The sequence below is a fragment of the Mesorhizobium sp. M7A.F.Ca.US.007.01.2.1 genome (assembly GCF_003998165.1).
GTDB lineage: Bacteria > Pseudomonadota > Alphaproteobacteria > Rhizobiales > Rhizobiaceae > Mesorhizobium > Mesorhizobium ciceri.
On record NZ_RZQP01000002.1, the window covers coordinates 1 to 23,072 of the forward strand.

A 23,072-nucleotide genomic window follows, 5' to 3' on the forward strand; every position below is an offset into this window, starting at 1 on the left:
GACCTCGACATTGCCGGGCAGCTTGGTCACCAGCGGCAGATCGGCGCGGCCGATGTCGACATAGACAAGCTGCACCTCGCCGAGTTGCTCGACATAGTCGACCGTCCCCTCGAACAGATAGTCCGCGCCGCTGGCGATGATCAGGTCCTCCGGCCGCACGCCAAAGCTCACCGCAGCGCCCTTTGCCGAAGCCGGCGTCGCAATCGGCACGGTCGCCTTGCGTCCGCCGACATGGCTGACGACGGTCGGGTTTCCGGTCTTTTCGATGGTCGCCGGCAGGATGTTCATGGCCGGCGAGCCGATGAACTGGGCAACGAACAGATTGCCGGGCTTCTTGTAGAGGTCCATCGGCGTGCCGACCTGCTCGATATGGCCGTCCTTGAGCACCACGATGCGGTCGGCCAGCGTCATCGCCTCGACCTGGTCGTGGGTAACGTAGATCATGGTCGTGTTGGGCATCGATTCCTTGAGCTTGGCGATCTCGATGCGGGTGGCGACGCGCAGCGCGGCGTCGAGGTTCGAAAGCGGCTCGTCGAACAGGAACACCTTCGGATTGCGCACGATGGCGCGGCCGATGGCGACGCGCTGGCGCTGGCCACCCGACATCGCCTTGGGCAGGCGGTCGAGATATTTGGTCAGCTGCAGGATCTCGGCGGCCTGGCGCACGCGGCGGTCGATCTCGGCCTTGTTCTCTTTGCCGATCTTCATCGAGAACGCCATGTTGTCGTAGACGGTCATGTGCGGGTACAGCGCGTAGGACTGGAACACCATGGCGATGCCCCGCTTCGACGGCGGCACGTCGTTCACCACTTCGCCGGCTATTCTGAGTTCGCCGGAGGTGATTTCCTCGAGCCCGGCGATCGACCTCAGCAATGTCGACTTGCCGCAGCCCGACGGGCCGACGAAGACGATGAACTCGCCCGACCTAATATCGAGGTCGATGCCGTGGAGAATGTTCAGATTGCCGTAGGACTTCTTCACTTGTCTTAGCGTGACATCGGCCATTGGTTTCCTCCAGTGATTGGAAATTCAGTCGAGACGCCCGAACCAGGCGCCGTAGCCGCCAAGCTCGATGGAACCGCTGCTCGCCTGCCCCGAAAATCCGTGCCCGGGCAGAGGTTGCAGCGATCGGCCGCCAAGGTCAACCTTGGCCCGCCCGGCTCCCAGATTGAAGACGCAGACGATCTGCTCGTTGCCTGCGCGGCGCGTGAAGGCCACGGTATCTCCCTCACTTTCGATGAAGGTGATGTCGCCCTTGGCCAGCGCCGGATGGGCACGCCGGAAGCTGAGAAAGCGCCGGTAGTGCTCGAGCAGCGAAGCCTCGTCGCCCTGCTGGACATTGACCGCTTGCGCCAAATGCTTGGCCGGCACCGGCAGCCAGGGTTTTGCCTGGGAGAAGCCGCCATTCTTGGCGCCGCCGTCCCACACCATCGGTGTGCGGCAGCCGTCGCGGCCCTTGAATTCAGGCCAGAAGCGGATGCCGTAGGGATCCTGCAAATCCTCGAACCGAAGGTCGGCCTCGCCGAGCCCAAGTTCCTCACCCTGATAGATGCAGACCGAACCGCGCAAGGACATCAGCAGCGCCGAGATGACCTTGAGGTAGGCGGTCGGGTCGGGCTCATTGGCGGCCCAGCGCGAGGCCGGGCGCATTACATCGTGGTTGGAGAAGGCCCAGCACGACCAGCCATCGCTGGCGACCTTGCCGAAGGATTCCAGCACCGAGCGGACCTTGCCCGCGCTGATCTTTTCCGGCGCCAGGAAATCGAAGGAGTAGCACATGTGCACGCGCTTGCCGCCGGCGGTGTAGGCGGCCACCACTTCAAGCCCACGCTGCGAATCGCCGACCTCGCCGACCGCTGCGGTTGCCGGATATTCATCGAGCAGGGCACGGAACCGTTCGAGGAAGCCGAGATTCTCGGGCCGGCTCTTGTCGTAGAGATGGTCCTGGTAGTTGTAGGGGTTGACCGCCGGCGCGGTCTGGTCGTTGCGCTCTTCCGGCGGCAGCGGCGGGTTGTTTTCCAAGCCCTGGCTGTGGAAGTAGAAATTGATGGTGTCGAGCCGGAAACCATCGACGCCGCGCTCCAGCCAGAAGCGGGTGACGTCGAGCAACGCGTCCTGAACCTCGTGGTTGTGGAAGTTGAGGTCGGGCTGCTCGGCCAGAAAATTGTGCATGTAATATTGCTGGCGGCTGGTGTCCCATTGCCAGGCCGAGCCGCCGAAGATCGACAGCCAGTTGTTGGGCGGCGTGCCGTCCGGCCTGGCGTCTGCCCAGACGTACCAGTCGGCTTTCGGGTTGCTGCGGCTCGACCGGCTTTCCTTGAACCACGGGTGGTTGTCGGCGGTGTGCGACAGCACCTCGTCGATCATCACCTTCAAGCCCAACCTGTGTGCCTCGGCGGTCAGCGCGTCGAAGTCGGCCAACGTGCCGAACATCGGATCGACGTCGCAGTAATCCGACACGTCATAGCCGAAATCCTTCATCGGCGACTTGAAGAATGGCGAAATCCAGATGGCGTCCGCACCGAGTGCCGCGATGTAGGGTAGCCGCCCGATGATGCCCTTAAGGTCACCGATGCCGTCGCCGTTCGAGTCCTGGTAGCTGCGCGGATAAATCTGGTAGATCACCGCGCCCCGCCACCAGTCGCGATCGATGGCGAGGTCAGGCTTCGAGCTGGCCTTCAAAGCGGATTGCATCGTCTCAGCCTCCTTTCACCGAGCCGGCAAGCAGCCCGCGGACAAAATAGCGCTGCAGCGAGAAGAACACGATCAGCGGCACGATGATGGTCACGAAAGCCGATGTCGTCAGAATCTCCCAGTCGCCGCCGCGTGAGCCCAACAGCGCGTTGAGCTTGGCGGTCAGCACGATCTGGTCTGCCTCTGTGCCGAGGAAAACCATCGCCACCAGCAGATCGTTCCATACCCACAGGAACTGGAAGATGGCAAACGAAGCCAGCACCGGAAACGACAGCGGCAAGACGATCTTGACGAAGATCTCGAAATCGCTGGCGCCGTCGATGCGCGCCGATTCCATGATTTCGCGCGGCAGGCCGGCAATGTAGCTGCGCAGCAGGTAGATGGCGAAGGGCAGGCCGAAGCCGGTATGCGCCAGCCAGATGCCGAGATAGGTCTTCGACGGCATGCCGAAGAAAGCGCCGACGCCGTTGTAGAGTTTCAACAGCGGGATCAGCGACATCTGCAATGGCACCACCAGCAAGCCGATGATGACCGCGATCAGCAGCGCCCGGCCGGGAAACCGCATCCAGGCCAGCGCATAGGCGGCAAAGGCGGCGATCAGGATCGGGATGACGGTCGCCGGAATGGTGACGGTCAGGGAATTCATGAAAGACCGTCCGATGCCTTCGGAAAACAGCACGGTTTTGTAATTATCGGTGGTGAATTTCGGCGGCGCCGACGAAGCATAATAGACGCGCTGGCCGCGATCGCCTTCGAACGCTTTCGGGGACTGCATGACGAAGCTGCCGTCGGCATTGAGCTGCAAGGTCACGCCGTCGCCGAGATCGGCTGTGGTGCCGGCGGGATACTGCGTCGGTGCCGCCGATTTGATTCCGAAGGCGCTGATGTCGCGCTTGGTGCCGTCGCCGAAGATATTGCCCTCGAGCACGAACTTGCCGTCCTTCTCGACTTGCGCCGAGGCGGGCGGCAGCCGGCCGGCTTCCGTCTGTGTGGAACTGGCGAACGAGTTCCACCAGCCCGAGGCGATGATCTGGTTCTTGTCGCGCAGCGACGAAACCAGGATGCCAAGGGTCGGTATGGTCCAGATCGCGACGAAGATGAGCACGGCGATGTGGACGCCGAAGCGGCTGGCGAAGGAATTTCCGGTCGCGACGGCCATCTCAATGTCCTCCCGTCTCTTTGTTCGCCTGTCGGATGTTCCAGACCATGATCGGAATGACCGCAATCATGATGATGATGGCGATGGTGGCGCCGCGGCCGAAATCGCCGCCGCCGCGGAACATCCAGTCGAACATCAGATTGGCCAGCACCTGGCTGTTCCACTGGCCGTTGGTCATGGTCAGCACGATGTCGAATACTTTGAGCACCAGAATGGTGATCGTGGTCCAGACCACGGCGATGGTGCCCCAGATCTGCGGCACCATGATCTTCCAGAAGATCTGGAACGGATTGGCGCCGTCGATGACGGCGGCTTCCAGCGTTTCCTCGGGGATGCCGCGCAGGGCGGAAGACAGGATGACCATGGCAAAGCCGGTCTGGATCCAGATCAGGATGATCATCAGGAAGAAATTGTTCCAGAACGGCAGCGATATCCAGACCTGCGGCTGGCCGCCGAAATGCTGGATGATGGCGTTGAGGATGCCGATCTGCGTCTGGCCCTCGCCCCGATACTCGTAGATGAATTTCCAGATCACGCTGGCGCCGACGAAGGAGATCGCCAGCGGCAGGAAGATCAGGCTCTTGGCGATCGTGCCCCACCAGATCTTGTCCGTAAGCACGGCGATGATCAGCCCGAGGAAGGTGCAGGCGGCCGGCACCACCGCCAGCCAGATGATGTTGTTGAGGATCGAGTTGCGGAACTCGCGGTCGCCGAACGCCCATTCATAGTTCGCCAGGCCGACGAAACTGATGCCGCCGCGATCGAGGAACGACAGCCGCAGCGTCTCGACCACCGGATAGATCAGGTAAATGGTGAGGATGATCATCGCCGGGCCGACGAACAGCCATGGGCGGACCAACCCTTGCCGGCGTAGATTGTCGATGGCCGCGGCACCGGCGACGCCGCGTGACGGGAATATCAGGTCGACCAGTTTGTTGGCGCCCCAGAAATAGGCGACGCAACCGCCGACGCCGACGATGATGACGAATATGGCCGAGAAAATCTGAGCCGCCATGGGTCCCTCTCCCCCTGCGCATGACCCGACAAGGAATGACCTTGGTGACGGGGACCAGGCGCCGATTCAGTTGTTTGGAGCGCGTCATCGGCGGCTTGCGCACATTGCCGATCGCGCTTCATGTCAATGCGCTCATGACGAAAGGCTGCGGCACGGGCCGCCGTCGGATCCGGGCCGGTACGGTCCGAATCCAGTGCGAGAATGGTTGGTCGTCTACGTGCCAGCCGTCTACTTGATGGCGTCCCAGCTCTTCTGGATGTCGGTGGCGACGTCCTGTGCCGACTTGCCGCCGACCAGGTCGATCATGCCGGTCCAGAAGGCGCCGGCGCCGATCTTGCCCGGCATCAGGTCGGAACCGTCGAAGCGGAAAGTCGAGGCATTGGCGAGGATTTCGCCCTGTTTCTTCAGCGCGTCGCTGGCATAGGCATCCTTGTTGACCGACTTGAGCGGCGTCACGAAGCCGCCCTCGGCCATCCAGATCTCGTGGGCGAGCGGCATCTTCAGGAATTCGATGAACGCGCGCGCACTCTTGCTGTCCTTGGTGATCATCGCCAGCGTACCGGCGCCGAGCACGGGCGTGCCCAGTTCAGGCTTGGCGGCATAGGGCGGGAAGTAGAAGAAGTCCGCGTCCTGGCCGACCTTGGTGCCTTCCGGGAAGAAGGTCGGAATGAACGATGCCTGGTGGTGCAGGTAGCATTTCGGCGGCACCGAAAAGAGGCCCTTCGGGCTGTCGCGGAAGTCGGTCGCCGCAACCGCCTTGGCGCCGCCGTCGACCATCTTGTCGTCGGTCGCGATCTTGCCGAAAATGTCGATGGCGTTGACCACCGCCGGATCGTTGAACGGGATCTCGTTCTTCACCCATTTGTCGTAGACCTCCGGAGGCTGGGTGCGCAGCATCAGGTCTTCGACCCAGTCGGTTGCCGGCCAGCCGGTGGCACCGCCGGAGCCGAGGCCGATGCACCACGGCTTGCCGCCATCGGCGATGATCTTCTTTTCGAGATCGGCGAGTTCTTCCTGGGTCTTCGGCACCTTGTAGCCGGCTTCCTCGAAATTGTCCGGCGAGTACCAGACCAGCGACTTCACGTCGGCCTTGTAAGGGAAGGCGAAGAAGCCCGGCTTGCCGTCCTTGTCCTTGAAGGTGCCGAGATCGACCCATGACTGGCCGGCGCCGTAATTGTCCTTGACCCATTTGGCGGTGTCGTCACCGAGCGGCGTCAAAAGGCCCTTCGACGCCAGGTCCTGGATGAGGCCCGGCTGCGGCAGCACGGCGATGTTCGGCGGGCTGCCGGCCTGCGTGTCGATGACGATCTGCTGCTCGTAATTCTCCGAGGAGGAGTATTTGATCTCGACGCCGGTGGCTTCCGAGAAATAGTCGAGGACGCCGCGCACCAGGCCTTCGTCCTCGCCGCGCCACGGTCCGAAGATCGACAGCGTTTCACCCTTGAGGTCGACTTTCTTGAGCTCTTCGTAGTTCGCCCAGTTGAAGCGCTTGTCTTCGCCGGGCTTGAACTTCAGTTCGGCCTGCGCGGGCGCGTTCAGGGCGAACGTGGCAAACGCAGCACCCAGCAAAAGCATTTTCTTCATCGGTATTCCTCCCAGTGGGTCTCACACACCGGACGGAACCTCCATTCCGCCCGCCGACGCCGCAGGACTGTGACTCAGTCGGAAAGGAACCGCAACCTTTCGAAGAGTCTTCCAAAGCGCTTTGGCTTTTTCGATCACGCCATTGAATCGCGGGGAAGTCAAGAGGCTGGCGAATCAATCGATTTAGGTTCGCGCATTTTCGCCCTAAAAGTGCGTCGCAGCATGCTATTATGGCAGTGCAGCAGCAATTTTTGTTTCAAACATGCCCAAACCGCGTCTATGGTTGGGCTTCGTATGGCTCGGCCCCGGTGGCACTTGGGTCGATTCAATTTAAAAGCGCTTTGAGGGAATGGAGACTTTCGTGAACCTCAAGCAGCTCGCCCACATGCTGGCACTTTCGCAAACCACGGTAAGCCGCGCGCTGAACGGCTATCCCGAGGTCAACGAGGAGACGCGCAGGCGTGTCATGGATGCCGCCAAGCGCCATGGCTATCGGCCCAACCCGAGCGCGCGCCGGCTGGCGACCGGCAAGACCGGCATGATCGGCTATGTCCTGCCGACCGGTGCGTCCGTCGACATCGATCCGCATTTCGTCGAGTTCCTGTCCGGCCTTGGCGACTATGCCCGCTCGCACGAGCTCGACCTTGTGCTGTCGCCGGCCGACGCCGACGACCAGGAGACGACCTACCGGCGCATCGTCGCCAACCGGCAGGTCGACGCTGTTTATATCTCCTCTCCAAGGCCCGCTGACCGGCGCGTGGCGCTGGTCAACACGCTCGGCATTCCCTTCATCGTCCATGGCCGCAGTGAGGGCTTCGATTTCGACTACGCCTTCACCGACATCGACAATGAGGGCGCCTTCCACGAAGCGGCCAGGCTGCTGATCCAGCTCGGTCATCGGCGGCTGGCGCTGATCAACGGTGACGGCCGCGAGACCTTCGCCATCCATCGCGAACGCGGCGTGCGCCGGGCACTCGCCGCGAGCGGACTGACATTGATCGAACGCCATGTCTGCTCGGTCGATATGACCGAGGAGAACGGCTACCGCGCCACCAGGCGTTTGCTGGAAGGGGACGACGCGCCGACGGCGATCGCCTGCTCCAGCCTGATCATGGCGCTGGGCGTCGTGCGTGCGGTGCGCGACCTCGGCTTGAGCATCCCGGGCGACGTCTCGCTGATCGCCCATGACGATGTCTTCCCCTGGCTGAGGCCGGAGAATTTCTCGGTGCCGCTGTCGACGACGCGTTCATCGATCCGTCTCGCCGGCGCCCGTGTCGCCGAGCGGCTGGCGGCACGGATTTCAGGACTGGAGGAGGGCGCGCGAGGCGAGGTCTGGCCGGTCGACCTGGTGGTGAGAGGGTCAGTCGCCGGTGCGCCGGCGTAGCTGGAGATCAAAGCCATGTGCTCTGCGGGATCGAGTTGAGACGCGACACTCACGCCGCATCAATCTCGCCCGACGCCGGCAGTAGCGAGACCACCGCAAGGGGGCCGGATTCCGACATCTCACGCCGCGGATTTGAGGTGGTCGATGAAGGCGCGCAGCTTCGGCAGGACTTGGCGCTTGCCGGGATGATACAGGAAGACGCCCGGCGTCGTGGCGGCGATGCCGTCCAGCACCGGTTCCAGTTTACCTTCGGCTATCGGAGCTTCAGCGATTGGTCGAGGCGTCTGCGCCAGCCCGACGCCCCGCATCGCGGCCCCGAGCAATGTCGGATAATCGTGCGCTATCAGCGGGCCTGAGAGCATCGCCTCGATCGTCTCGTTGCCGTCGACGAAAGCCCAGGGCGCTATGGCGCCATTCGAACGGCGCAAGCGCAGGCAGGCGTGGTTGCGCAGATCGCCGACGCGTTCGGGGCGGCCGTGGCGTTTGAGATAGTCAGGGCTGCCGACGACCACGAACGAAAACGATGGGGTTAGCCGCACCGCGACCATGTCGACCGCAATGAACTGGCCGAGACGGATGCCGGCATCGAACCCGCCGGCCGCGAGATCGACCATCTCGTCGCTCGCGGCGATCTCCAGCTCGATCTCGGGGTAAGCCCGGCAGAACGACGCGATCATCGGCTCCAGGATCAACGGCACGACAGCGCGGGGCACGGACAGGCGCAGCAGACCGGTCGGCCGTTGGCCGATGTCACGCACGGCCTCGCCGGCCGCGACGAGTTCTTCGAAAGCAGGGCCGGCACGATCGAGGAACCGCTGGCCAGGCTCGGTCAAGCCGACGCTCCGTGTCGTGCGGACGAACAGCGCCGCACCCATGCGTGCCTCCAGCGCGCGCACCGCCTGGCTCACGGCGGACGGTGTCACGCCGAGTTGCGCTGCGGCGCGGCGGAAGTTGCGGTGCCTGGCGACAGCCAGGAACGCCTCGATGCCCTCCAGCGCACCATGTCGGACTGTGTAGTTCTGCTTCATAGGTTGTTGTTATTACGCCGGGTAGTCGAATTATGGAAGTGGGCCTAGGTATGAGCTGAACCTAGGAGACATCATGCGATGACCGATGAACTTGAAGGGGTACGCGACCATTATCGCGCGACGGGCCTGACCGAGCGGCTGAAGACGGTGTTGGCTGCCCTCGGCCCGGAGGACCAGCTCCTCACGCCCCAACAATTGGGCGTTCTCGACCAGTTTCACACCCGTGGGCTAGCTGCCACCGCCGAGCTTGCCCAATTGGCGGGGATCGCTGCCGACATGTCGATACTGGACGTCGGCTCGGGCGTCGGTGGGCCGGCGCGCTTTCTGGCTGCGACCTATGGCTGCCGGGTTACTGGCGTGGATCTCAGCGAGCCTTTCGTGGATGCCGCGCGCTATCTGACCGAGCGCACGGGACAGAGCGGGCAGCTGTCGTTCCAGACCGCCAGCGCATTGGAGCTCCCATTCGACGATGGCCGTTTCGACGCGGTGCTGTTGCAGCACGTGGCGATGAACATCTCTGACCGGACGCTGCTCTACAGCGAGATTCGGCGCGTGCTGAAGCCAGGCGGCAGGTTTGCCACATACGACGTCGTGCTGTCTGGAGGCGAGCCGCACTATCCGCTTCCCTGGGCGAGAACGCCGGCGACGAGCTTTCTCCTAACAGCCGGTGCGACGCGCGAGGCGATCGAACCGGCCAGCTTCCGCATGCTGGCATGGCAAGACGACACCGACGCCGCCAAGGCGTGGTTCGCACAGTTGCGCGCGTCGGGGCCGCCGCCTTCGCCCAATCTCGGCGTGGTGATGGGACCGGACTTCGCTGAGCTTGCGGCCAACCTCGGACGAAATCTTATGCAAGGTCGGCTCGGTATCCTGACCGCAGTGTTCGAGGCCGCATGAACCAATTGTCGAGAGGAGGCCAGATGTCCACCGAAGTCCTATTCCAAATCCATCTTGTTCTGGGCTATGTCGCGTGGCTGCTTTGCTTCGCTACATACGGTTTGCCGTGGCTCAGGTCGATGGACCGGGTCGCGGCGCAGCGCGCTGTTGCCGCTCTGCACAGCTTCCGCTTCTTCGGGCTGGTCTTCCTCGTTCCGGGTGTCGTCAGCCCCGATTTGCCTGCCGGCTTTGCCGTGTTTGCTGCCTACGGCGACCTTGCAACAGGAGTGCTGGCCATGCTGGCGCTGCTCACGGTGAGGATACCTCAGCTCTTCTGGGCGCTCGTCGTCGCCTTCAATCTGGTCGGGACGGTCGACCTCATCGTGGACTATTACCACGCCATCCAGGTCGGCCTCCCCCAGCGTGCGGGCGAACTGGGCGCCACCTACGCGATCCCGATCATCTACGTGCCGCTGCTGATGATCACGCACATCGTCGCGTTCTATTTTCTGGTGCGTCCTCCGCAAGCCGCGGCTTGGACTGTCGCAGACTAGTCCTTTGCCGCCGCCGCCTTGATGTCCAGCAGGCCGTAGCCGAAATCATTGTCGCGTCCCTTGGGGCCGAGATCCCTGGCCGTTGCCGCGAGCGCCTTTTCGATGTCGTCGGCCGAGCGATCGGGCGCGGCATGGATGAGATTGGCGATGGCGCCGCTCACGATCGCCGCGGCAAACGAGGTGCCTGTGACCACATCCGAGCCGGCGCCGCTCGGCGCCACCATCTCGACGCCGGGTGCCGAGATGAAGACATAGGCGCCGCGATTGGCCTGCGGCATCAGCCCGTCCTTGGCATCGGTGGCGGTCACCGCGACGACACCATCGAAGGCGGCCGGATAGCCATAGGGCGCCTTCGGCCCGTTGTTACCGGCTGCGGCGACCAGCACCATGCCGAGCGCGCGGGCATTGCGGCAGGCGACGCCGAGCAAATCGTTCTTCGGCCCGACAAAGCTCATATTGATGATGCGCACGTCCTGTTCCGCCGCCCAGTCGAGCGCCGACAGGATGACGTCCATGGTCGACTTGCCGTCCTCGAAGGCGCGGGCGTGATAGATTTTTGCGCCCGGTGCCATGCCTTCCAGCGCGCCGACGCCGGCGATCAGCCCGTCGATCGACGTGCCGTGATCGCGCTTTTCGATCGGCACGTCGGGCATGGCGTCGAACTGCCCGGCAATGACGCCCGAGAGCGCCGGGTTGGTGTCGTCGATGCCGGTGTCGATCACCGCGATGCGGACGTTTTCTCCGTTGGCCTGCTTGGAATCGAGTGCAATGCGGTCGAACGCATAGTTGACGATGCCGGCGGCCTGCTGCAGCGAATAGACGTGATTGGGCTCGCGCCGCTGGGTGCGGCCGTCGGCGGCCAGTTGCGCCAGCACGACGCCGACGGGCCGGCCGTCGGGAATGCCGAAGCGCACCAGTGTGGTGCCAAGCAGCCGCGACTGGCGCTGCGAGCGCACCTGCAGGCCGAAGGAGGCGGCGATCTGCTGGACAGCGCCGGCATCGCCGTCGACGGTCACCAGCACCTCGTCGGGCACGAAATCGCCAACCACCGCGCGCCGCGGCTGAACGGCAATGAGATCGGTCGGCGAGACGATCGGGCCACCGGGCGGGGGGCCGGCTTGAGTGTCGGCCGGCGGCGTCGCCGGTTCGGGCCGTGGCGTCGGCACAGGGGTCGGGGGCGCCGCCGGGTTGGGAAACAGGTCGACGATCAGGGCCGGCAGGAACACCGCGCCGGATTGCGCCGCATCCGATCCGCCCTCTGTGTCGCTGCCATCCTTGGCGCAGTCGGCGCCTGCCGCATTGGTCCCGTCGCGGCAGTCGATTTTCGTCTGGTCGGGATTGGGATCGTTGGTCTGCGCCGACGCGGGCACGGCGACGATTGTCATCGCCGCCGCAAGCATTGCCGCAAATCGAATGACCGCCTCAGCCGCCATCAACCGGTTTCCTTCCCTCGATCACAGTCTCCGTGAAAGCCTGGGCGGCAACAAGGCCGATTTGCCTGGTGTAGTCGGCTGCGTTGGCAGCCGGGATGCCAAGCCGGAACACGCCGTCGGCGGTCGGTCCGCCGACGATCTTCAGCCCGTTGCTGCCGAGGAAGGCGGAAATGTCCGACATCTTCGCATCCGGCTTGAACTTGACCAGGGCGTACGGCATTTTCGCCAGATCGTCTTGCGCGCCGGCAATCTCGAAATCATTGCCCTTTCCGCCGGGTTCGACAAACGACTGCACCATGACCAGCGCCAGCAGAACCGCGGCTGCCGCCCAGGCGACGCCGACCGGCACCGCCATAAAGCGGCCCCAGGCCTGCGCCAGCCAGGACGATCCTGCCGGCTTGCGCGCAGGCCCGGCCTCGGCGTCGAGTGCCTTGGCAAAGCGGCTGAGCGCATCGGCCGGCGGCCGGATTGCTTCGTTGGCGGCCGTGGCGCCGGAGAATTCGGCTTCAGCTTCGCCAAGGGCGGCAAGTGCGGCCGGATCGCTGGCCAGCCATTCCTCGACCGCTTCCAGGTCGGAACCTTCCAGCGAGCCGTTCAGGTAGAACGGCAGCAGCGTTTCCATTTCGTCGCGGCGCGACATCTTTTCAGCGGCGCTCATGGCCACCCCCTGTCGTAACCGGCGGCCTTGAGAGCCTCGCCGAGTTTCTTGCGGGCGTAGAACATCCGGGTCTTGACGGTGGCGACCGGAATGTCGAGCACCTCGCTGATCTCGCTCACCGACTGCCCGTGATAATAGGCAAGATCGATGACGACGCGATGCTCTTCCGGCAAGGCGTCGACGAAGCGCCGCAGGGCGGCCGCCTTGTCTTCCTTCATGGTGACGACTTCCGGCGTGTCGGCGCCGTCGGGCACCGCGGCGGCGGCCTCGTCGTCGATCCAGTCTTCCTTCTTCTTGCGCAGAAAGGACAGCGCCTTGAAACGGGCAATGCCGAGCAGCCATGTCGAGACTTCGGAACGCCCTTCGAAGCCGGGCGCCTGGCGCCACAACTCGAGGAAGACTTCGTTGGCGATATCGTCGGCCATCATTTCCGATCCCGTCTGGCGCGCCACGAAGCGGTAGACCCGCGCGTGGTGACGCATGAACAGGAGCCGCACGGCGGCTCGGTCGCCCTTCGCGACCCGGTCGACAAGCGCGCGATCGGTCTCCGTCGCTGCCGTCATGGCCGGTCGAGCCGCCTGGCTCCTGTCTGCTCTGTCGCTGATCGGCCCAAAAAGGTTCATCCTCCGCCAAGGAATTTTGCGGAGGCTAACCGAAGAGCGCGGAGGTTGCCAGAGGTGCGCCTCTTCCTTCTCCCACAAGGGCAGAAGGGAAGAGCTTCGCGGACCGCTTCTCACTCCAAGAAAGACTTCGCCTTCATCGTCGCGGGCACGGGAACGCCCAGTCGGCTCAGCACCGTCGGCGCCAGCTGCAGCTGGTCGAGTAGTGTGTCCGCATCCGGCCCTTTGCCTTGTCCAAAATAATACAGCGCGAAATCCTGCATCTCGTCGTCATGGCCGCCGTGATGGCCACGATCGGTCTGGCCGTGATCGGCGGTGACGATCACCTCATAGCCGGCTTCGATCCAGCGTGGCAGGAAGGCGGCCAGCATGCCGTCCATCGCATAGACGGCATGGTCCATCTCGTGGCAGTCGTGGCCGAAGCGGTGTCCCATCGAATCCAGCGTGCAGGTGTGCAGGATGCCGTAGTCGATGCCATGGCGTTTCGTCAGCATGGTCAGCGTCGCGAACAGGTCGACATCGCTCGGCGTCATCTGGTTGCGGAGATTGTAACCGGTCATGGTGTGGAAGCGGCCATGCGTGATCGGCCCGCCTGGCTCGTCGAATTCCATGCCCTCCACCAGGTCGAACGGGTAGGCGCGGAAGAATTCCGACCAGTAGGAATGGGTCACCGCCCCCGTCTTGCCGCCTGCCTTGCTGACCTCGGAGAAGATATCGGGCTGCTCGACGCGGAAACGGTTCTCATTGGAGAGAATCCCGTGCACCTGCGGCGAAACCCCGGTGTGGATCGAGGCATAGCAGCAGGCCGAGGTCGACGGCAGCACCGAGCGCATCTTCCAGACCTGCGCCTCGCCCGATTGCACCCAGCCTTCGAGATTGCCCATCAGCCGGCGCCAGTTCCGGTAAGGCACGCCATCGAGGATGATCAGCAGAAGCTTGGATTTGAGCGCCACGGGCTGCTCCATGCGGTTGGCGGTTGAAACGGGAACGCCGTGTGCCGTCCCGGGCACACGGCGTTCTGATAGATGAAATCGGACGATCAGGGTCCGCTCAAGCGTTGAGCCAGCACTCGGCAAGCGCGTAGCCGTCCATCATTTCGCCGATAGGGCTCTTGGCATAGCCGCCGATCTTGTTGGTGGCGGCCGCGTCGATGAACTGGTTGAAGAAGGGCACGATCAGCCCGCCTTCGTCACGCATCATCACTGCCATATCGTGGTAGATCGCCTGGCGCTTGGCCTGGTCGAGCTCGCCGCGCGCGGTAAACAGCATCTTGTCGAATTCCGGCCGCTTGAAGCGCGTGTCGTTCCAGTCGGCGGTCGAGACATAGCCGGTGGAATACATCTGGTCCTGCGTGGCGCGTCCGCCCCAGTAGGAGAGCGAGAAAGGCTGCTTGTTCCAGACCTCCGACCAGTAGCCGTCGCCGGGTTCGCGCTTGATCTCGATCTTGATGCCGGCTTTGGCGCAGGACTGCTGATAGAGCTGTGCGGCATCGACGGCGCCCGGGAAGGCGACGTCCGAGGTGCGCAGCACGATCGAGCCGCTGTGGCCTGATTTCTTGTAGGCTGCCGCCGCCTTGTCCGGATCGAACTTGCGCTGTTCGATATCGGCGGAAAACAGCGGATAGGCCTCGTTGATCGGGAAGTCGTTACCCACCGAGCCATAGCCGCGCAGGATCTTTTCCAGCATCTCGTCGCGGTCCATGGCTAGCTTCAGCGCCATGCGCAGATCGTTGCTGTCGAAAGGTGCGGTGTCGCAGAACATGTTGAACGGATAGTAGCCCTTGCCCGAGACGTTCTCGATGGAAACGCCCGCGATGCGCTTGACCAGATCGACGACCTTGGGTTCGACGCGGTTGATCATGTGCACCTGGCCGCCTTGCAAGGCTGCAAGCCGTGCGGTCGCATCATTGATGACGATGATCTCGACCTGGTCGGCATGGCCGGCCTTGTCGCCAAGCCAGTAATTGGCGAAACGCTCGCCGCCATGGCGCACGCCTGGCTGGTTGACGCTAACCTTGTAGGGTCCGGCGCTGATGCCGGCATTCGGATCGTCCTTGCCGCCATTCGGCTGGATGACGAGATGGTAGTCGGCCATCAGATAGGGGAAGTCGGCATCGGCGTCGCCGAGCGTGACGATGACTTCCTTGCCGCTCGCCTTGACGCCCTTGATGTTCTTGAGGATGCCGAGTGCTCCGGACTTGGACTTCTCGTCCGCATGGCGCTCGATGGTGGCGGCAACGTCCTCCGCGCCGACCGTCTTGCCATTGTGGAACTCGATGCCATCGCGGATCTTGATCGTCCATGTCTTGGCGTCGGCTGAGGCGCCAATCTCTTCGGCAATCAGGTTGACCAGCTTGTTGTCCGGTGTGAGGCGCACAAGATACTCGCCCCAAAGCTTGCCAAAGCTGAAGGTTACCTGGCTGAGATTCAGCGCCGGATCGAGGCTGTTGGTGGATTCCCCGCCCTGCAGGCCAGCCTTGATGATACCGCCCTTCACCGCCGTCTGGGCAAATGCCTTGCCGGCCAGCGCCGGCATCATGGCCGCCGATACGCCGAGCGCGGCGGCGCGCCCAAGAAAGGCACGGCGCGATATCCGGCCGTGACCGGCGAGTTCGGCGAGATAATCGAGTTCAGTTTTCATGTCCTACCCCTGTTTAAAAGTCGTGCGAGCGGCGCTCGTCCCGAAGGACGTGTGGCGCTCTAGTGTTGCATCCGGATGACGGTCGCTGACGCCCCTATGTGGCAGCTTGGTCTGACACAATTTCCAGGGGAAGCGCCTGCCTTTTTCTTCCGGCAGTATTGGTTCCCAGTTTTCCCGGAATTGCTTTAGTTCCCCGCGCTGGCCATGCGCCGTCCCTTGATTGCCTTTTCCAGCCAGCCGATTTCCATCTCTGGAACCGAGGAGAGCAGCAGGTCGGTGTAGGCGTCGAAGGGCGGGCTCAGCACCTTGCCCTTGGGGCCGTAACGCACCACCTCGCCGCGATACATAACCGCGATTGAATCGGCGATCGACTTCACCGTGGCAAGGTCATGCGTGATGAACAGATAGGCGACGTTCTCTTCCTTCTGCAGCTCCAGCAGCAGCTCGAGGATGCCGTGTGCCACCAGCGGATCGAGCGCCGAGGTCACCTCGTCGCAGATGATCAGCTTCGGCTTGGCGGCAAGCGACCGGGCGATGCAGACACGCTGTTTCTGGCCGCCGGAAAGCTCGGCCGGGTAGCGGTCGGAAAATCCCTTGCCCATCTCGATCTTGTCGAGCAGTTCGGCAACGCGTCTGTCGCGCTCACGGCCGCGCATGCCGAAATAAAACTCCAGCGGCCGGCCGATGATGGTGCCGACGGTCTGACGCGGGTTCATCGCCACATCGGCCATCTGGTAGATCATCTGCAACTGGCGCAGATCCTCCTTCGGCCGGTCGGCCAGCCTGTTGGCCAGCGCGCGTCCGTCGAAGGTGACGGTACCCTGTTCGGGTGGCAAAAGTCCCGTGATGGCGCGCGCCAGCGTCGACTTGCCGGAGCCGGACTCGCCGACCACGGCCAGCGTCTGGCCCGGATAGATGTCGACGGATACGTCCTTCAGCACCTTGATATGGCTGCGGCCATAGGCGGCGGTGACGTTCTTCACCGACAGGAACGGCGACGTGCCGGGCTTCTGCTCCTGGTGTTCGATCTCATGCACCGAGACCAGCGCGTTGGTGTATTCCTGGCGCGGCTCCTTGATGATCTGCCTTGTGCCGCCCCATTCGACCAGCCTTCCATGGCGCAGCACCATGATCTCGTCGGAGACCTGGGCGACGACGGCAAGGTCGTGCGTGATGTAGAGCGCAGCGACATGGGTGTCGCGGATGGCGTCCTTGATCGCCGCCAGCACGTCGATCTGCGTCGTCACGTCGAGCGCCGTGGTCGGCTCGTCGAAGACGATCAGGTCCGGCTCGGAGCACAGGGCCATCGCCGTCATCACACGCTGCAACTGGCCGCCCGAAACCTGGTGCGGAAAACGCTCGCCGATGGTTTCAGGGTTCGGCAGGCTGAGCTTCTTGAACAGCGCAACCGCGCGCTTCTCGGCCTCGGCGCGTGTCGCGGTGCCGTGCAGCAGGGTGGCTTCCACCACCTGGTCCATCAGTCTGTGCGCCGGGTTGAAGGCCGCTGCCGCCGACTGCGCGACATAGCAGACCTCGCGGCCGCGTAATTTGCGGAAGCCGTCCTTGCCGCCCTTGAGGATGTCGCGGCCGTTCAGGATCACCTCGCCGCCTGTGATGCGCACGCCGCCGCGGCCGTAGCCCATAGACGACAGGCCGATAGTCGACTTGCCGGCGCCGGATTCGCCGATCAGGCCGAGCACCTTGCCCTTCTCGAGCGTCAGTGAGACATCGTGCACCAGCACGATGTCCTTCGGCGGTTCGCCGGGCGGGAAGACGGTAGCCTCGATGCGCAGATTGCGGATGTCGAGCAGCAGGCCTGACTTCGGTTGCCCGAGCTTCGCTTTGGTGTCGGCCATCACCCGCGTCCTCCCTTGAGGCTTGTCGTCCGGTTGAGCACCCAGTCGGCAACCAGGTTGACGGAAATCGCCAGCAGCGCGATCGCCCCCGCTGGGATAAGTGCGGCCGCGATGCCGAACACGATGCCGTCTTTGTTTTCCTTGACCATGCCGCCCCAGTCGGCGTCCGGTGGCTGCACGCCAAGGCCGAGGAACGACAGCGTCGACAGGAACAGCACCGCGTAGATGAAGCGCAGACCGAGTTCGGAAACCAGCGGCGACAATGCGTTGGGGAGAATCTCGCGGAAGATGATCCAGCCGCTGCCCTCACCGCGCAGTTTCGCCGCTTCGACATAGTCCATGACGTTGATGTCGACGGCGACCGCGCGCGACAGGCGATAGACGCGGGTCGAATCCAGAATGCCCATCACCAGGATCAGCGTCACCAGATTGGTCGGCAGCACCGACAGCACGACGAGACCCATGATCAGCGTCGGGATCGACATCAAGAGATCGACGAGGCGCGACAGCAGCGTGTCGAACCAGCCGCCGAACACGGCCGCCGAGAAGCCGAGAATGGCGCCGAGCGAGAACGACAGCGCGGTGGCCAGCACCGCGATGAACAAAGTGATGCGGGCGCCGTAGATCATGCGCGACAGCAGGTCTCGGCCGAGATTGTCGGTGCCCAGCAAATGGGCAGCCGACATCGGTTCCCAGACGTCGCCGACGATTTCGCCATTGCCGTGCGGCGCGATCCAGGGGGCGAAGACCGCCGCCAGCACGAACAATGCCGTCAGCACGATGCCGATCAGCGCGGGGATGGGGATGCGTTTGATATCGAGCATATCCGCCCCTTATTTCGGATGTCTGAGACGCGGATTGGCGACGATCGCCGCTATGTCCGCAATGATGTTCAGGCTGATATAGACGGCGGCGAAGATCAGGCCGACCGCCTGCACCACCGGCACGTCTCGCTTGGTGACGTGGTCGACCAGATACTGTCCCATGCCCGGATAGACGAAGATCACCTCGACCACGACGACGCCGACGATCAAGTAGGCGAGGTTGAGCATGACGACATTGATGATCGGCGCGATGGCATTGGGGAAGGCGTGCTTGCGGATGACGTTGAAGGCCGACAGGCCCTTCAGTTCCGCCGTCTCGACATAGGCCGACTGCATGACATTGAGGATCGCCGCGCGTGTCATGCGCATCATGTGGGCGAGCACGACCAGCGTCAGCGCCGTCGCCGGCAAGGCGATCGCCTGCATCCGTTCGCCAAAAGGCATGCCGTCATAGACGGTCGAAATGCCGGGGAATATCTGCCATTTCACGGCGAAGAAATAGACCAGCACATAGCCGATGAAGAATTCGGGAAACGAGGTCGAGGCCAGCGCCAGCCCGGAGATCAGCTTGTCGACCCAGCCATTGCGGTAGCGCACCGCGATCAGGCCGAGGATGATCGCCAGCGGCACGGCGACGATCGCCGCCCAGAAGGCGAGGAACAGCGTGTTCCACAGCCGTCCCTTGATCGACGTGGCGATGTCCTGCCCGCTCGACATGGCCGTGCCGAGATCGCCGGTCAGCACGCCGCCCAGCCAATGAAAATACCTGAGATAGGCTGGCTGGTTGAGTCCGAGCTGCTCGCGCAGATTGGCAAGCGACTCCGGCGTCGCCGACTGTCCGAGAATGGCTTGCGCGACGTCGCCGGGCAGGATCTGGGTGCCGGCGAAGATCAGGACCGAAACGGCCAACAAGAGCAGAATGCCCAGCGCAACGCGCTGGGCCACCAGTTTCAAGATGGGTGAGGACATATCCGCAAGGCCAAGCTCAGGCTTCGAGCCAGCACTTCGCCAGCGCGTAGCCGTTCATCAGCTCCTGATGCGGATCGTCGACCCAGCCGCCGACCTTGGCGCCGGTAGCGTCGATGAACTGGTTGAACATCGGCAGGATCAGGCCGCCCTCGTCTCGTACCAGGACAGCCATGTCATGATACATCTGCTTGCGCTTGGTCTCGTCGAGCTCGGCGCGCGCCGCCAGCACCATCTTATCGAAGTCAGGACGCTTGAAACGCGTGTCGTTCCAGTCGGCGGTCGACAGATAAGCGGTGGAGTACATCTGGTCCTGGGTCGAGCGGCCGCCCCAGTAGGACGCGCAGAAGGGCTGCTTGTTCCAGACCTCGTTCCAATAGCCGTCGCCGGGCTCACGCTTCAGCTCGATCTGAATGCCGGCCTTGGCCGCGCTCTGCTGGAACAACTGCGATGCATCGACGGCGCCCGGGAAAGCGACGTCCGAGGTCCGCAGCAGGACCGCGCCGTCGTGGCCGGACTTCTTGAAGTGGAACTTGGCCTTGTCGGGATCGTATTTGCGCTGCTCGATCTCGGTAAACAGCGGATAGGACGCATTGATCGGGAAGTCGTTGCCGAGCGAACCGTAGCCGCGCAGGATCTTGTCCAGCATTTCCTCGCGGTCGATGGCCAGCTTCAGTGCCATGCGCAAATCGGCGTTGTCGAACGGCGCCGTGTTGCAATGCATGATGAACACGTAGTGGCCAGGACCCGCGTGGTTGCGGATGGTGACGCCCGGCAGGCGCTTGATCAGGTCGACGATCTTCGGCTCGACGCGGTTGATCACGTTGACCTGGCCGCCCTGCAGGGCGGCCGTGCGCGCCGTCGCATCGTTGATGACGATGATCTCGATCTGGTCGGCATGGCCCATCTTGTCGCCCTGCCAGTAATTGGCGAAACGCTCGCCGCCATGGCGCACACCGGGCTCATTGGTCGTGACCTTGTAAGGACCGGCCGAGATGCCTGCGTCAGCCTTGTCCTTGCCGCCATTTGGTTGGACGATCAGGTGATAGTCGCTGAGCAAATAGGGCAGATCGGCATTGGCCTCCTTCAGCGTCAGCACGACTTCCTTGCCGCTGGCCTTGATGGTCTCGATACCTTTCATGTAGCCGAGCGCGCCGGATTTCGACTTCTCGTCGGAATGGCGCTCAAGTGTGGCGGCCACGTCCTCGGCGGTCACTGTCTTGCCGTTGTGGAATTCGACGCCGTCGCGGATCTTCAGCGTCCACACCTTGGCGTCGTCCGACGAGCCGATCTCCTCGGCGATGCGGTTCTCGAGCTTGCCTTCCGGCGAAAGCTCGACAATCAATTCGCCCCACATCTTGCCGAAGGCGAACGGCACCTGAGTCATGAACAGTGCCGGATCAAGGCTGTTGGTGGATTCGCCGCCGACAAGTCCGGCCTTCAGTGTGCCGCCCTTGACCGGGCCTGCCGCGCGTGCAGCGCTTGAAAGCAGCGAGTTGGCGAAGGGCGCGGAGATACCGAGCGCCGCCGCCCGGCCGAGAAAATCACGACGGCTCAGTTTGCCCGACGCGACACGCCGGCTAAGAAATTCCAGTTCGTTCGACATTTTGAGTTCCTCACTCTGTTGGTTCGACTCTGCGGTCGTTTTTCTTGTTTCTTGTGAGGAGAATAATGACCGCAAGGGAAAGCGGTAAGCAAGACCGAATGCGACATGCCGTGGCGTAAATCGTACGTCGCAATTGGACCAATGAAATCGGCATTCAAAGAAGCGCGCGCGGCACCTTCTCCTCGAAATTGCGCTCGAAGACGAGGGTTTCGTCCTCATAGGCCTCGATTCTGGCGCTGACGATGAAGTTTTGCGCGTCCGATCGCATTTCGGCTGTCGTTTCGGTGCGTACTGACCATCCGTTTCGCGACAGGGTCTGCGTCCAGTGCGTCTTCCCCGAGGCCGACAGCGGATCGTCGGGATGGATCGTCCAGGTCTCGCGGGCGATGCTGCCATTGGCGAGGCCATGGGCGAGATCACGCACCTCGCCGAAATCGTCAACAATGGAAAGCGTCACCATTCCGGTCTTCTCATCACGATCGACATGGCGCTCTGAATTGGCGGCGCGGATCGTCTCTGTTGCCCAGGGGGTGGCACCTTCCGGCTCGGCGAACGTTACTTCGTCGCCTGTCGCCAGCGGCCGCAGCGGCAAATTGAGCGTCGCCGTCGACAAGGTGAGCTGGACCGGCTCCGGCGACGGCCAGATGGCAGGCCAATAGGCGTTCGAAACGGCAACACGCAGCCGGTGGCCGGCCGGCACACGATAGGCGCATTGATCGAGCACGAGGCGCACCGAGACGGTTTCGCCCGGCACCAGCGCCTCGGGGAATTCGTGCGAATTGCGGTGCGTCAGATTGAGCACGCCATAGGAGATCAACTCCGAGGCGCCGTCGGGATGCACATCGCAAAGCCGGACCGCGATGTTGGCCTGCGGACGATCAGAGGACAGCCGCAGCTCGACCTCCGGCGCTCCGACGATGTCGATCGGCTCGCTGAGTTCCGGCTGGTCGAAACACACCGACAGCGCATCGTCGGGGCGCTGGTCGCCGGGCAGTTCGGGGCCGAAGGTGAAGGGAAAATACTCGCCGCCGGCCAGGCCGCAGCTTTGCGGAGAGGCGATGATGGCGGGTTTTTCCGTTGAGGGGATCAGATCGACTGTTTGCGTCTGGATGGTTGGCGAGGGCCATTCCTGCTCCGCCACCCAACGGCCGGGACGCTCGGGGTGCCAGCGCGCCGGACGCACGCTGTCCATGACATAGGCGCGGTAGGCCGGGTCCGCCTCGACGCCGGTGTCGACACCCTTCAGCCAGCGGTCCCACCAGCGCAAGGCCTCCTGCAGGAAGCCGATGGCAGGCTTGGGCCCGGCGTAGTGCGGGTATTTGTGGATCCATGGCCCGACGATGCCCTTGACCGGGGCTTGGATGTTGGTCGCCAGATGCGAGACGGTGTTGCGGTAGCCGTCATGCCAGCCGCCGATCGACAGCACGGCGGCTTTGACAGCGGAAAAATCCTCGCAGATCGAGCCGCGCTTCCAGTAGGCATCACGGTGCTGGTGTTTCAGCCACAGCGGCGCCAGGAAGGATTGGTTCTCCAGCCGGGTCAGCCACAGATCGCGCCATCGGTTGTCGCCGGCCAAAAGCGGATCCGGCGGCCGCGACGAGTAGGACAGCATGGTCGAGGCCCAGCCGAAATTCTCGATCAGCAGGCAGCCGCCCTTGTAGTGGATGTCGTCGGCATAGCGGTCGACGGTCGAGCACAGGCTGATCACCGCTTTCAGCGCCGGCGGCCGCTTGGCCGCCACCTGCAGGCAGTTGAAGCCGCCCCAGGAAATGCCCATCATGCCGACATTGCCGTTGCACCAGGGCTGGCTTGCCGCCCAGGCGATGACGTCGCAGGCGTCCTGCAATTCCTGCTCGGAATATTCGTCGTCCATCAGCCCTTCGGAATCGCCATTGCCGCGCATGTCGACGCGGATCGAAGCATAGCCGTGGCCGGCGAAATAAGGATGCGTCAGCTGATCGCGAAAGATGGTGCCGTCGCGCTTGCGGTAGGGCAGATGCTCTAGGATGACAGGCACCGGATCGTCGCCCGCATCCTCCGGCATCCACACCCGCGCCGACAGGCGGCAGCCATCCGGCATGACGATGCCCATATCCGGGAATTCGACGATTTTGCGGGCAAATTCGGTGACGGTTTTCATGGCATGCTCCAGGATCGCCAGATGATGGAACCTGC

Annotated in this window: 19 protein-coding genes; 3 read left to right on the forward strand and 16 right to left on the reverse strand. The window is 63.3% G+C overall.

From position 1 onward, the window contains the following. From ugpC to EN949_RS00500, 5 genes are all read right to left on the reverse strand, one after another. A partial coding sequence (gene ugpC / locus EN949_RS00480; protein WP_127371616.1) for a sn-glycerol-3-phosphate ABC transporter ATP-binding protein UgpC occupies positions 1 to 1,005 on the reverse strand: 1,005 nt, incomplete at its 3' end. Positions 1,006 to 1,029: 24 nt separating this feature from the next. Next, a complete protein-coding gene (locus tag EN949_RS00485; RefSeq protein WP_063169812.1) occupies positions 1,030 to 2,694 on the reverse strand; it encodes an alpha-glucosidase in 1,665 nt (554 codons plus the stop codon). 4 nt (positions 2,695 to 2,698) lie between these two features. Beyond that, positions 2,699 to 3,853: a carbohydrate ABC transporter permease gene (locus EN949_RS00490; RefSeq protein WP_063169813.1), complete on the reverse strand. Its 1,155-nt coding sequence runs from the start codon at positions 3,851 to 3,853 to the stop codon at positions 2,699 to 2,701. Between the two features lies 1 nt (position 3,854). Beyond that, a complete protein-coding gene (locus EN949_RS00495) occupies positions 3,855 to 4,868 on the reverse strand; it encodes a sugar ABC transporter permease (RefSeq protein WP_063169814.1) in 1,014 nt (337 codons plus the stop codon). A gap of 228 nt (positions 4,869 to 5,096) precedes the next feature. Next, positions 5,097 to 6,452, reverse strand: coding sequence for an ABC transporter substrate-binding protein (locus EN949_RS00500; RefSeq protein WP_013528261.1), 1,356 nt, complete (start codon positions 6,450 to 6,452; stop codon positions 5,097 to 5,099). A gap of 361 nt (positions 6,453 to 6,813) precedes the next feature. Between EN949_RS00500 and EN949_RS00505 the strand changes: the two genes are divergently transcribed. After that, positions 6,814 to 7,836: a substrate-binding domain-containing protein gene (locus EN949_RS00505; protein ID WP_013528260.1), complete on the forward strand. Its 1,023-nt coding sequence runs from the start codon at positions 6,814 to 6,816 to the stop codon at positions 7,834 to 7,836. 119 nt (positions 7,837 to 7,955) lie between these two features. Here EN949_RS00505 and EN949_RS00510 read toward each other — a convergent pair whose 3' ends face one another. Then, positions 7,956 to 8,864, reverse strand: a complete 909-nt coding sequence (locus EN949_RS00510; RefSeq protein ID WP_127366643.1) for a LysR family transcriptional regulator — start codon at positions 8,862 to 8,864, stop codon at positions 7,956 to 7,958. A gap of 78 nt (positions 8,865 to 8,942) precedes the next feature. Between EN949_RS00510 and EN949_RS00515 the strand changes: the two genes are divergently transcribed. Next, complete coding sequence (locus EN949_RS00515) at positions 8,943 to 9,761, forward strand: class I SAM-dependent methyltransferase (RefSeq protein WP_063169816.1); 819 nt, start codon at positions 8,943 to 8,945, stop codon at positions 9,759 to 9,761. A gap of 23 nt (positions 9,762 to 9,784) precedes the next feature. Continuing rightward, positions 9,785 to 10,294, forward strand: a complete 510-nt coding sequence (locus EN949_RS00520) for a hypothetical protein (RefSeq protein ID WP_013528257.1) — start codon at positions 9,785 to 9,787, stop codon at positions 10,292 to 10,294. Here the strand turns inward: EN949_RS00520 and EN949_RS00525 are convergent. The 10 genes from EN949_RS00525 to EN949_RS00570 all read right to left on the reverse strand — a co-directional run bounded on the left by EN949_RS00525 (position 10,291) and on the right by EN949_RS00570 (position 23,037). Next, the gene (locus EN949_RS00525) at positions 10,291 to 11,727 is read right to left on the reverse strand and encodes a S8 family serine peptidase (protein ID WP_063169817.1); all 1,437 of its coding nucleotides are present in this window, start codon (positions 11,725 to 11,727) and stop codon (positions 10,291 to 10,293) included. The genes EN949_RS00520 and EN949_RS00525 overlap by 4 nt on opposite strands. Further along, a complete protein-coding gene (locus EN949_RS00530) occupies positions 11,717 to 12,385 on the reverse strand; it encodes an anti-sigma factor (RefSeq protein ID WP_082826721.1) in 669 nt (222 codons plus the stop codon). The genes EN949_RS00525 and EN949_RS00530 overlap by 11 nt, the downstream gene beginning before the upstream one ends. Then, on the reverse strand, positions 12,382 to 12,948 hold the full coding sequence (locus tag EN949_RS00535; protein WP_027163789.1) for a sigma-70 family RNA polymerase sigma factor: 567 nt from the start codon (positions 12,946 to 12,948) through the stop codon (positions 12,382 to 12,384). Before EN949_RS00535 ends, EN949_RS00530 begins: the two co-directional genes overlap by 4 nt. 170 nt (positions 12,949 to 13,118) lie before the next feature. Beyond that, a complete protein-coding gene (locus EN949_RS00540; protein WP_024501944.1) occupies positions 13,119 to 13,958 on the reverse strand; it encodes an alkaline phosphatase family protein in 840 nt (279 codons plus the stop codon). Positions 13,959 to 14,055: 97 nt separating this feature from the next. Then, entirely contained in the window at positions 14,056 to 15,645 is a 1,590-nt protein-coding gene (locus tag EN949_RS00545) for an ABC transporter substrate-binding protein (protein ID WP_024501943.1), read from the reverse strand. 185 nt (positions 15,646 to 15,830) lie between these two features. Then, positions 15,831 to 17,501 (reverse strand): ABC transporter ATP-binding protein, encoded by a 1,671-nt coding sequence (locus tag EN949_RS00550; protein WP_013528251.1) that lies wholly within the window; start codon positions 17,499 to 17,501, stop codon positions 15,831 to 15,833. Then, positions 17,501 to 18,325: an ABC transporter permease gene (locus EN949_RS00555; protein ID WP_013528250.1), complete on the reverse strand. Its 825-nt coding sequence runs from the start codon at positions 18,323 to 18,325 to the stop codon at positions 17,501 to 17,503. The genes EN949_RS00550 and EN949_RS00555 overlap by 1 nt, the downstream gene beginning before the upstream one ends. A gap of 9 nt (positions 18,326 to 18,334) precedes the next feature. Then, positions 18,335 to 19,294, reverse strand: a complete 960-nt coding sequence (locus tag EN949_RS00560) for an ABC transporter permease (protein WP_013528249.1) — start codon at positions 19,292 to 19,294, stop codon at positions 18,335 to 18,337. A gap of 16 nt (positions 19,295 to 19,310) precedes the next feature. Then, entirely contained in the window at positions 19,311 to 20,897 is a 1,587-nt protein-coding gene (locus EN949_RS00565; protein WP_013528248.1) for an ABC transporter substrate-binding protein, read from the reverse strand. Positions 20,898 to 21,051: 154 nt separating this feature from the next. Further along, complete coding sequence (locus EN949_RS00570) at positions 21,052 to 23,037, reverse strand: CocE/NonD family hydrolase (protein ID WP_127365732.1); 1,986 nt, start codon at positions 23,035 to 23,037, stop codon at positions 21,052 to 21,054. Between the last annotated feature and the right edge of the window lie 35 nt (positions 23,038 to 23,072).

Excerpts from the sequence above, each read along its gene's own strand:
- EN949_RS00485 (WP_063169812.1), bottom strand. The coding sequence starts at position 2,694 with ATGCAATCCGCTTTGAAGGCCAGCTCGAAGCCTGACCTCGCCATCGAT.
- EN949_RS00490 (WP_063169813.1), bottom strand. The coding sequence starts at position 3,853 with ATGGCCGTCGCGACCGGAAATTCCTTCGCCAGCCGCTTCGGCGTCCAC.
- EN949_RS00495 (WP_063169814.1), bottom strand. The coding sequence starts at position 4,868 with ATGGCGGCTCAGATTTTCTCGGCCATATTCGTCATCATCGTCGGCGTC.
- EN949_RS00500 (WP_013528261.1), bottom strand. The coding sequence starts at position 6,452 with ATGAAGAAAATGCTTTTGCTGGGTGCTGCGTTTGCCACGTTCGCCCTG.
- EN949_RS00510 (WP_127366643.1), bottom strand. The coding sequence starts at position 8,864 with ATGAAGCAGAACTACACAGTCCGACATGGTGCGCTGGAGGGCATCGAG.
- EN949_RS00515 (WP_063169816.1), top strand. The coding sequence starts at position 8,943 with ATGACCGATGAACTTGAAGGGGTACGCGACCATTATCGCGCGACGGGC.
- EN949_RS00520 (WP_013528257.1), top strand. The coding sequence starts at position 9,785 with ATGTCCACCGAAGTCCTATTCCAAATCCATCTTGTTCTGGGCTATGTC.
- EN949_RS00525 (WP_063169817.1), bottom strand. The coding sequence starts at position 11,727 with ATGGCGGCTGAGGCGGTCATTCGATTTGCGGCAATGCTTGCGGCGGCG.
- EN949_RS00530 (WP_082826721.1), bottom strand. The coding sequence starts at position 12,385 with ATGAGCGCCGCTGAAAAGATGTCGCGCCGCGACGAAATGGAAACGCTG.
- EN949_RS00535 (WP_027163789.1), bottom strand. The coding sequence starts at position 12,948 with ATGACGGCAGCGACGGAGACCGATCGCGCGCTTGTCGACCGGGTCGCG.
- EN949_RS00545 (WP_024501943.1), bottom strand. The coding sequence starts at position 15,645 with ATGAAAACTGAACTCGATTATCTCGCCGAACTCGCCGGTCACGGCCGG.
- EN949_RS00550 (WP_013528251.1), bottom strand. The coding sequence starts at position 17,501 with ATGGCCGACACCAAAGCGAAGCTCGGGCAACCGAAGTCAGGCCTGCTG.
- EN949_RS00555 (WP_013528250.1), bottom strand. The coding sequence starts at position 18,325 with ATGCTCGATATCAAACGCATCCCCATCCCCGCGCTGATCGGCATCGTG.
- EN949_RS00560 (WP_013528249.1), bottom strand. The coding sequence starts at position 19,294 with ATGTCCTCACCCATCTTGAAACTGGTGGCCCAGCGCGTTGCGCTGGGC.
- EN949_RS00565 (WP_013528248.1), bottom strand. The coding sequence starts at position 20,897 with ATGTCGAACGAACTGGAATTTCTTAGCCGGCGTGTCGCGTCGGGCAAA.
- EN949_RS00570 (WP_127365732.1), bottom strand. The coding sequence starts at position 23,037 with ATGAAAACCGTCACCGAATTTGCCCGCAAAATCGTCGAATTCCCGGAT.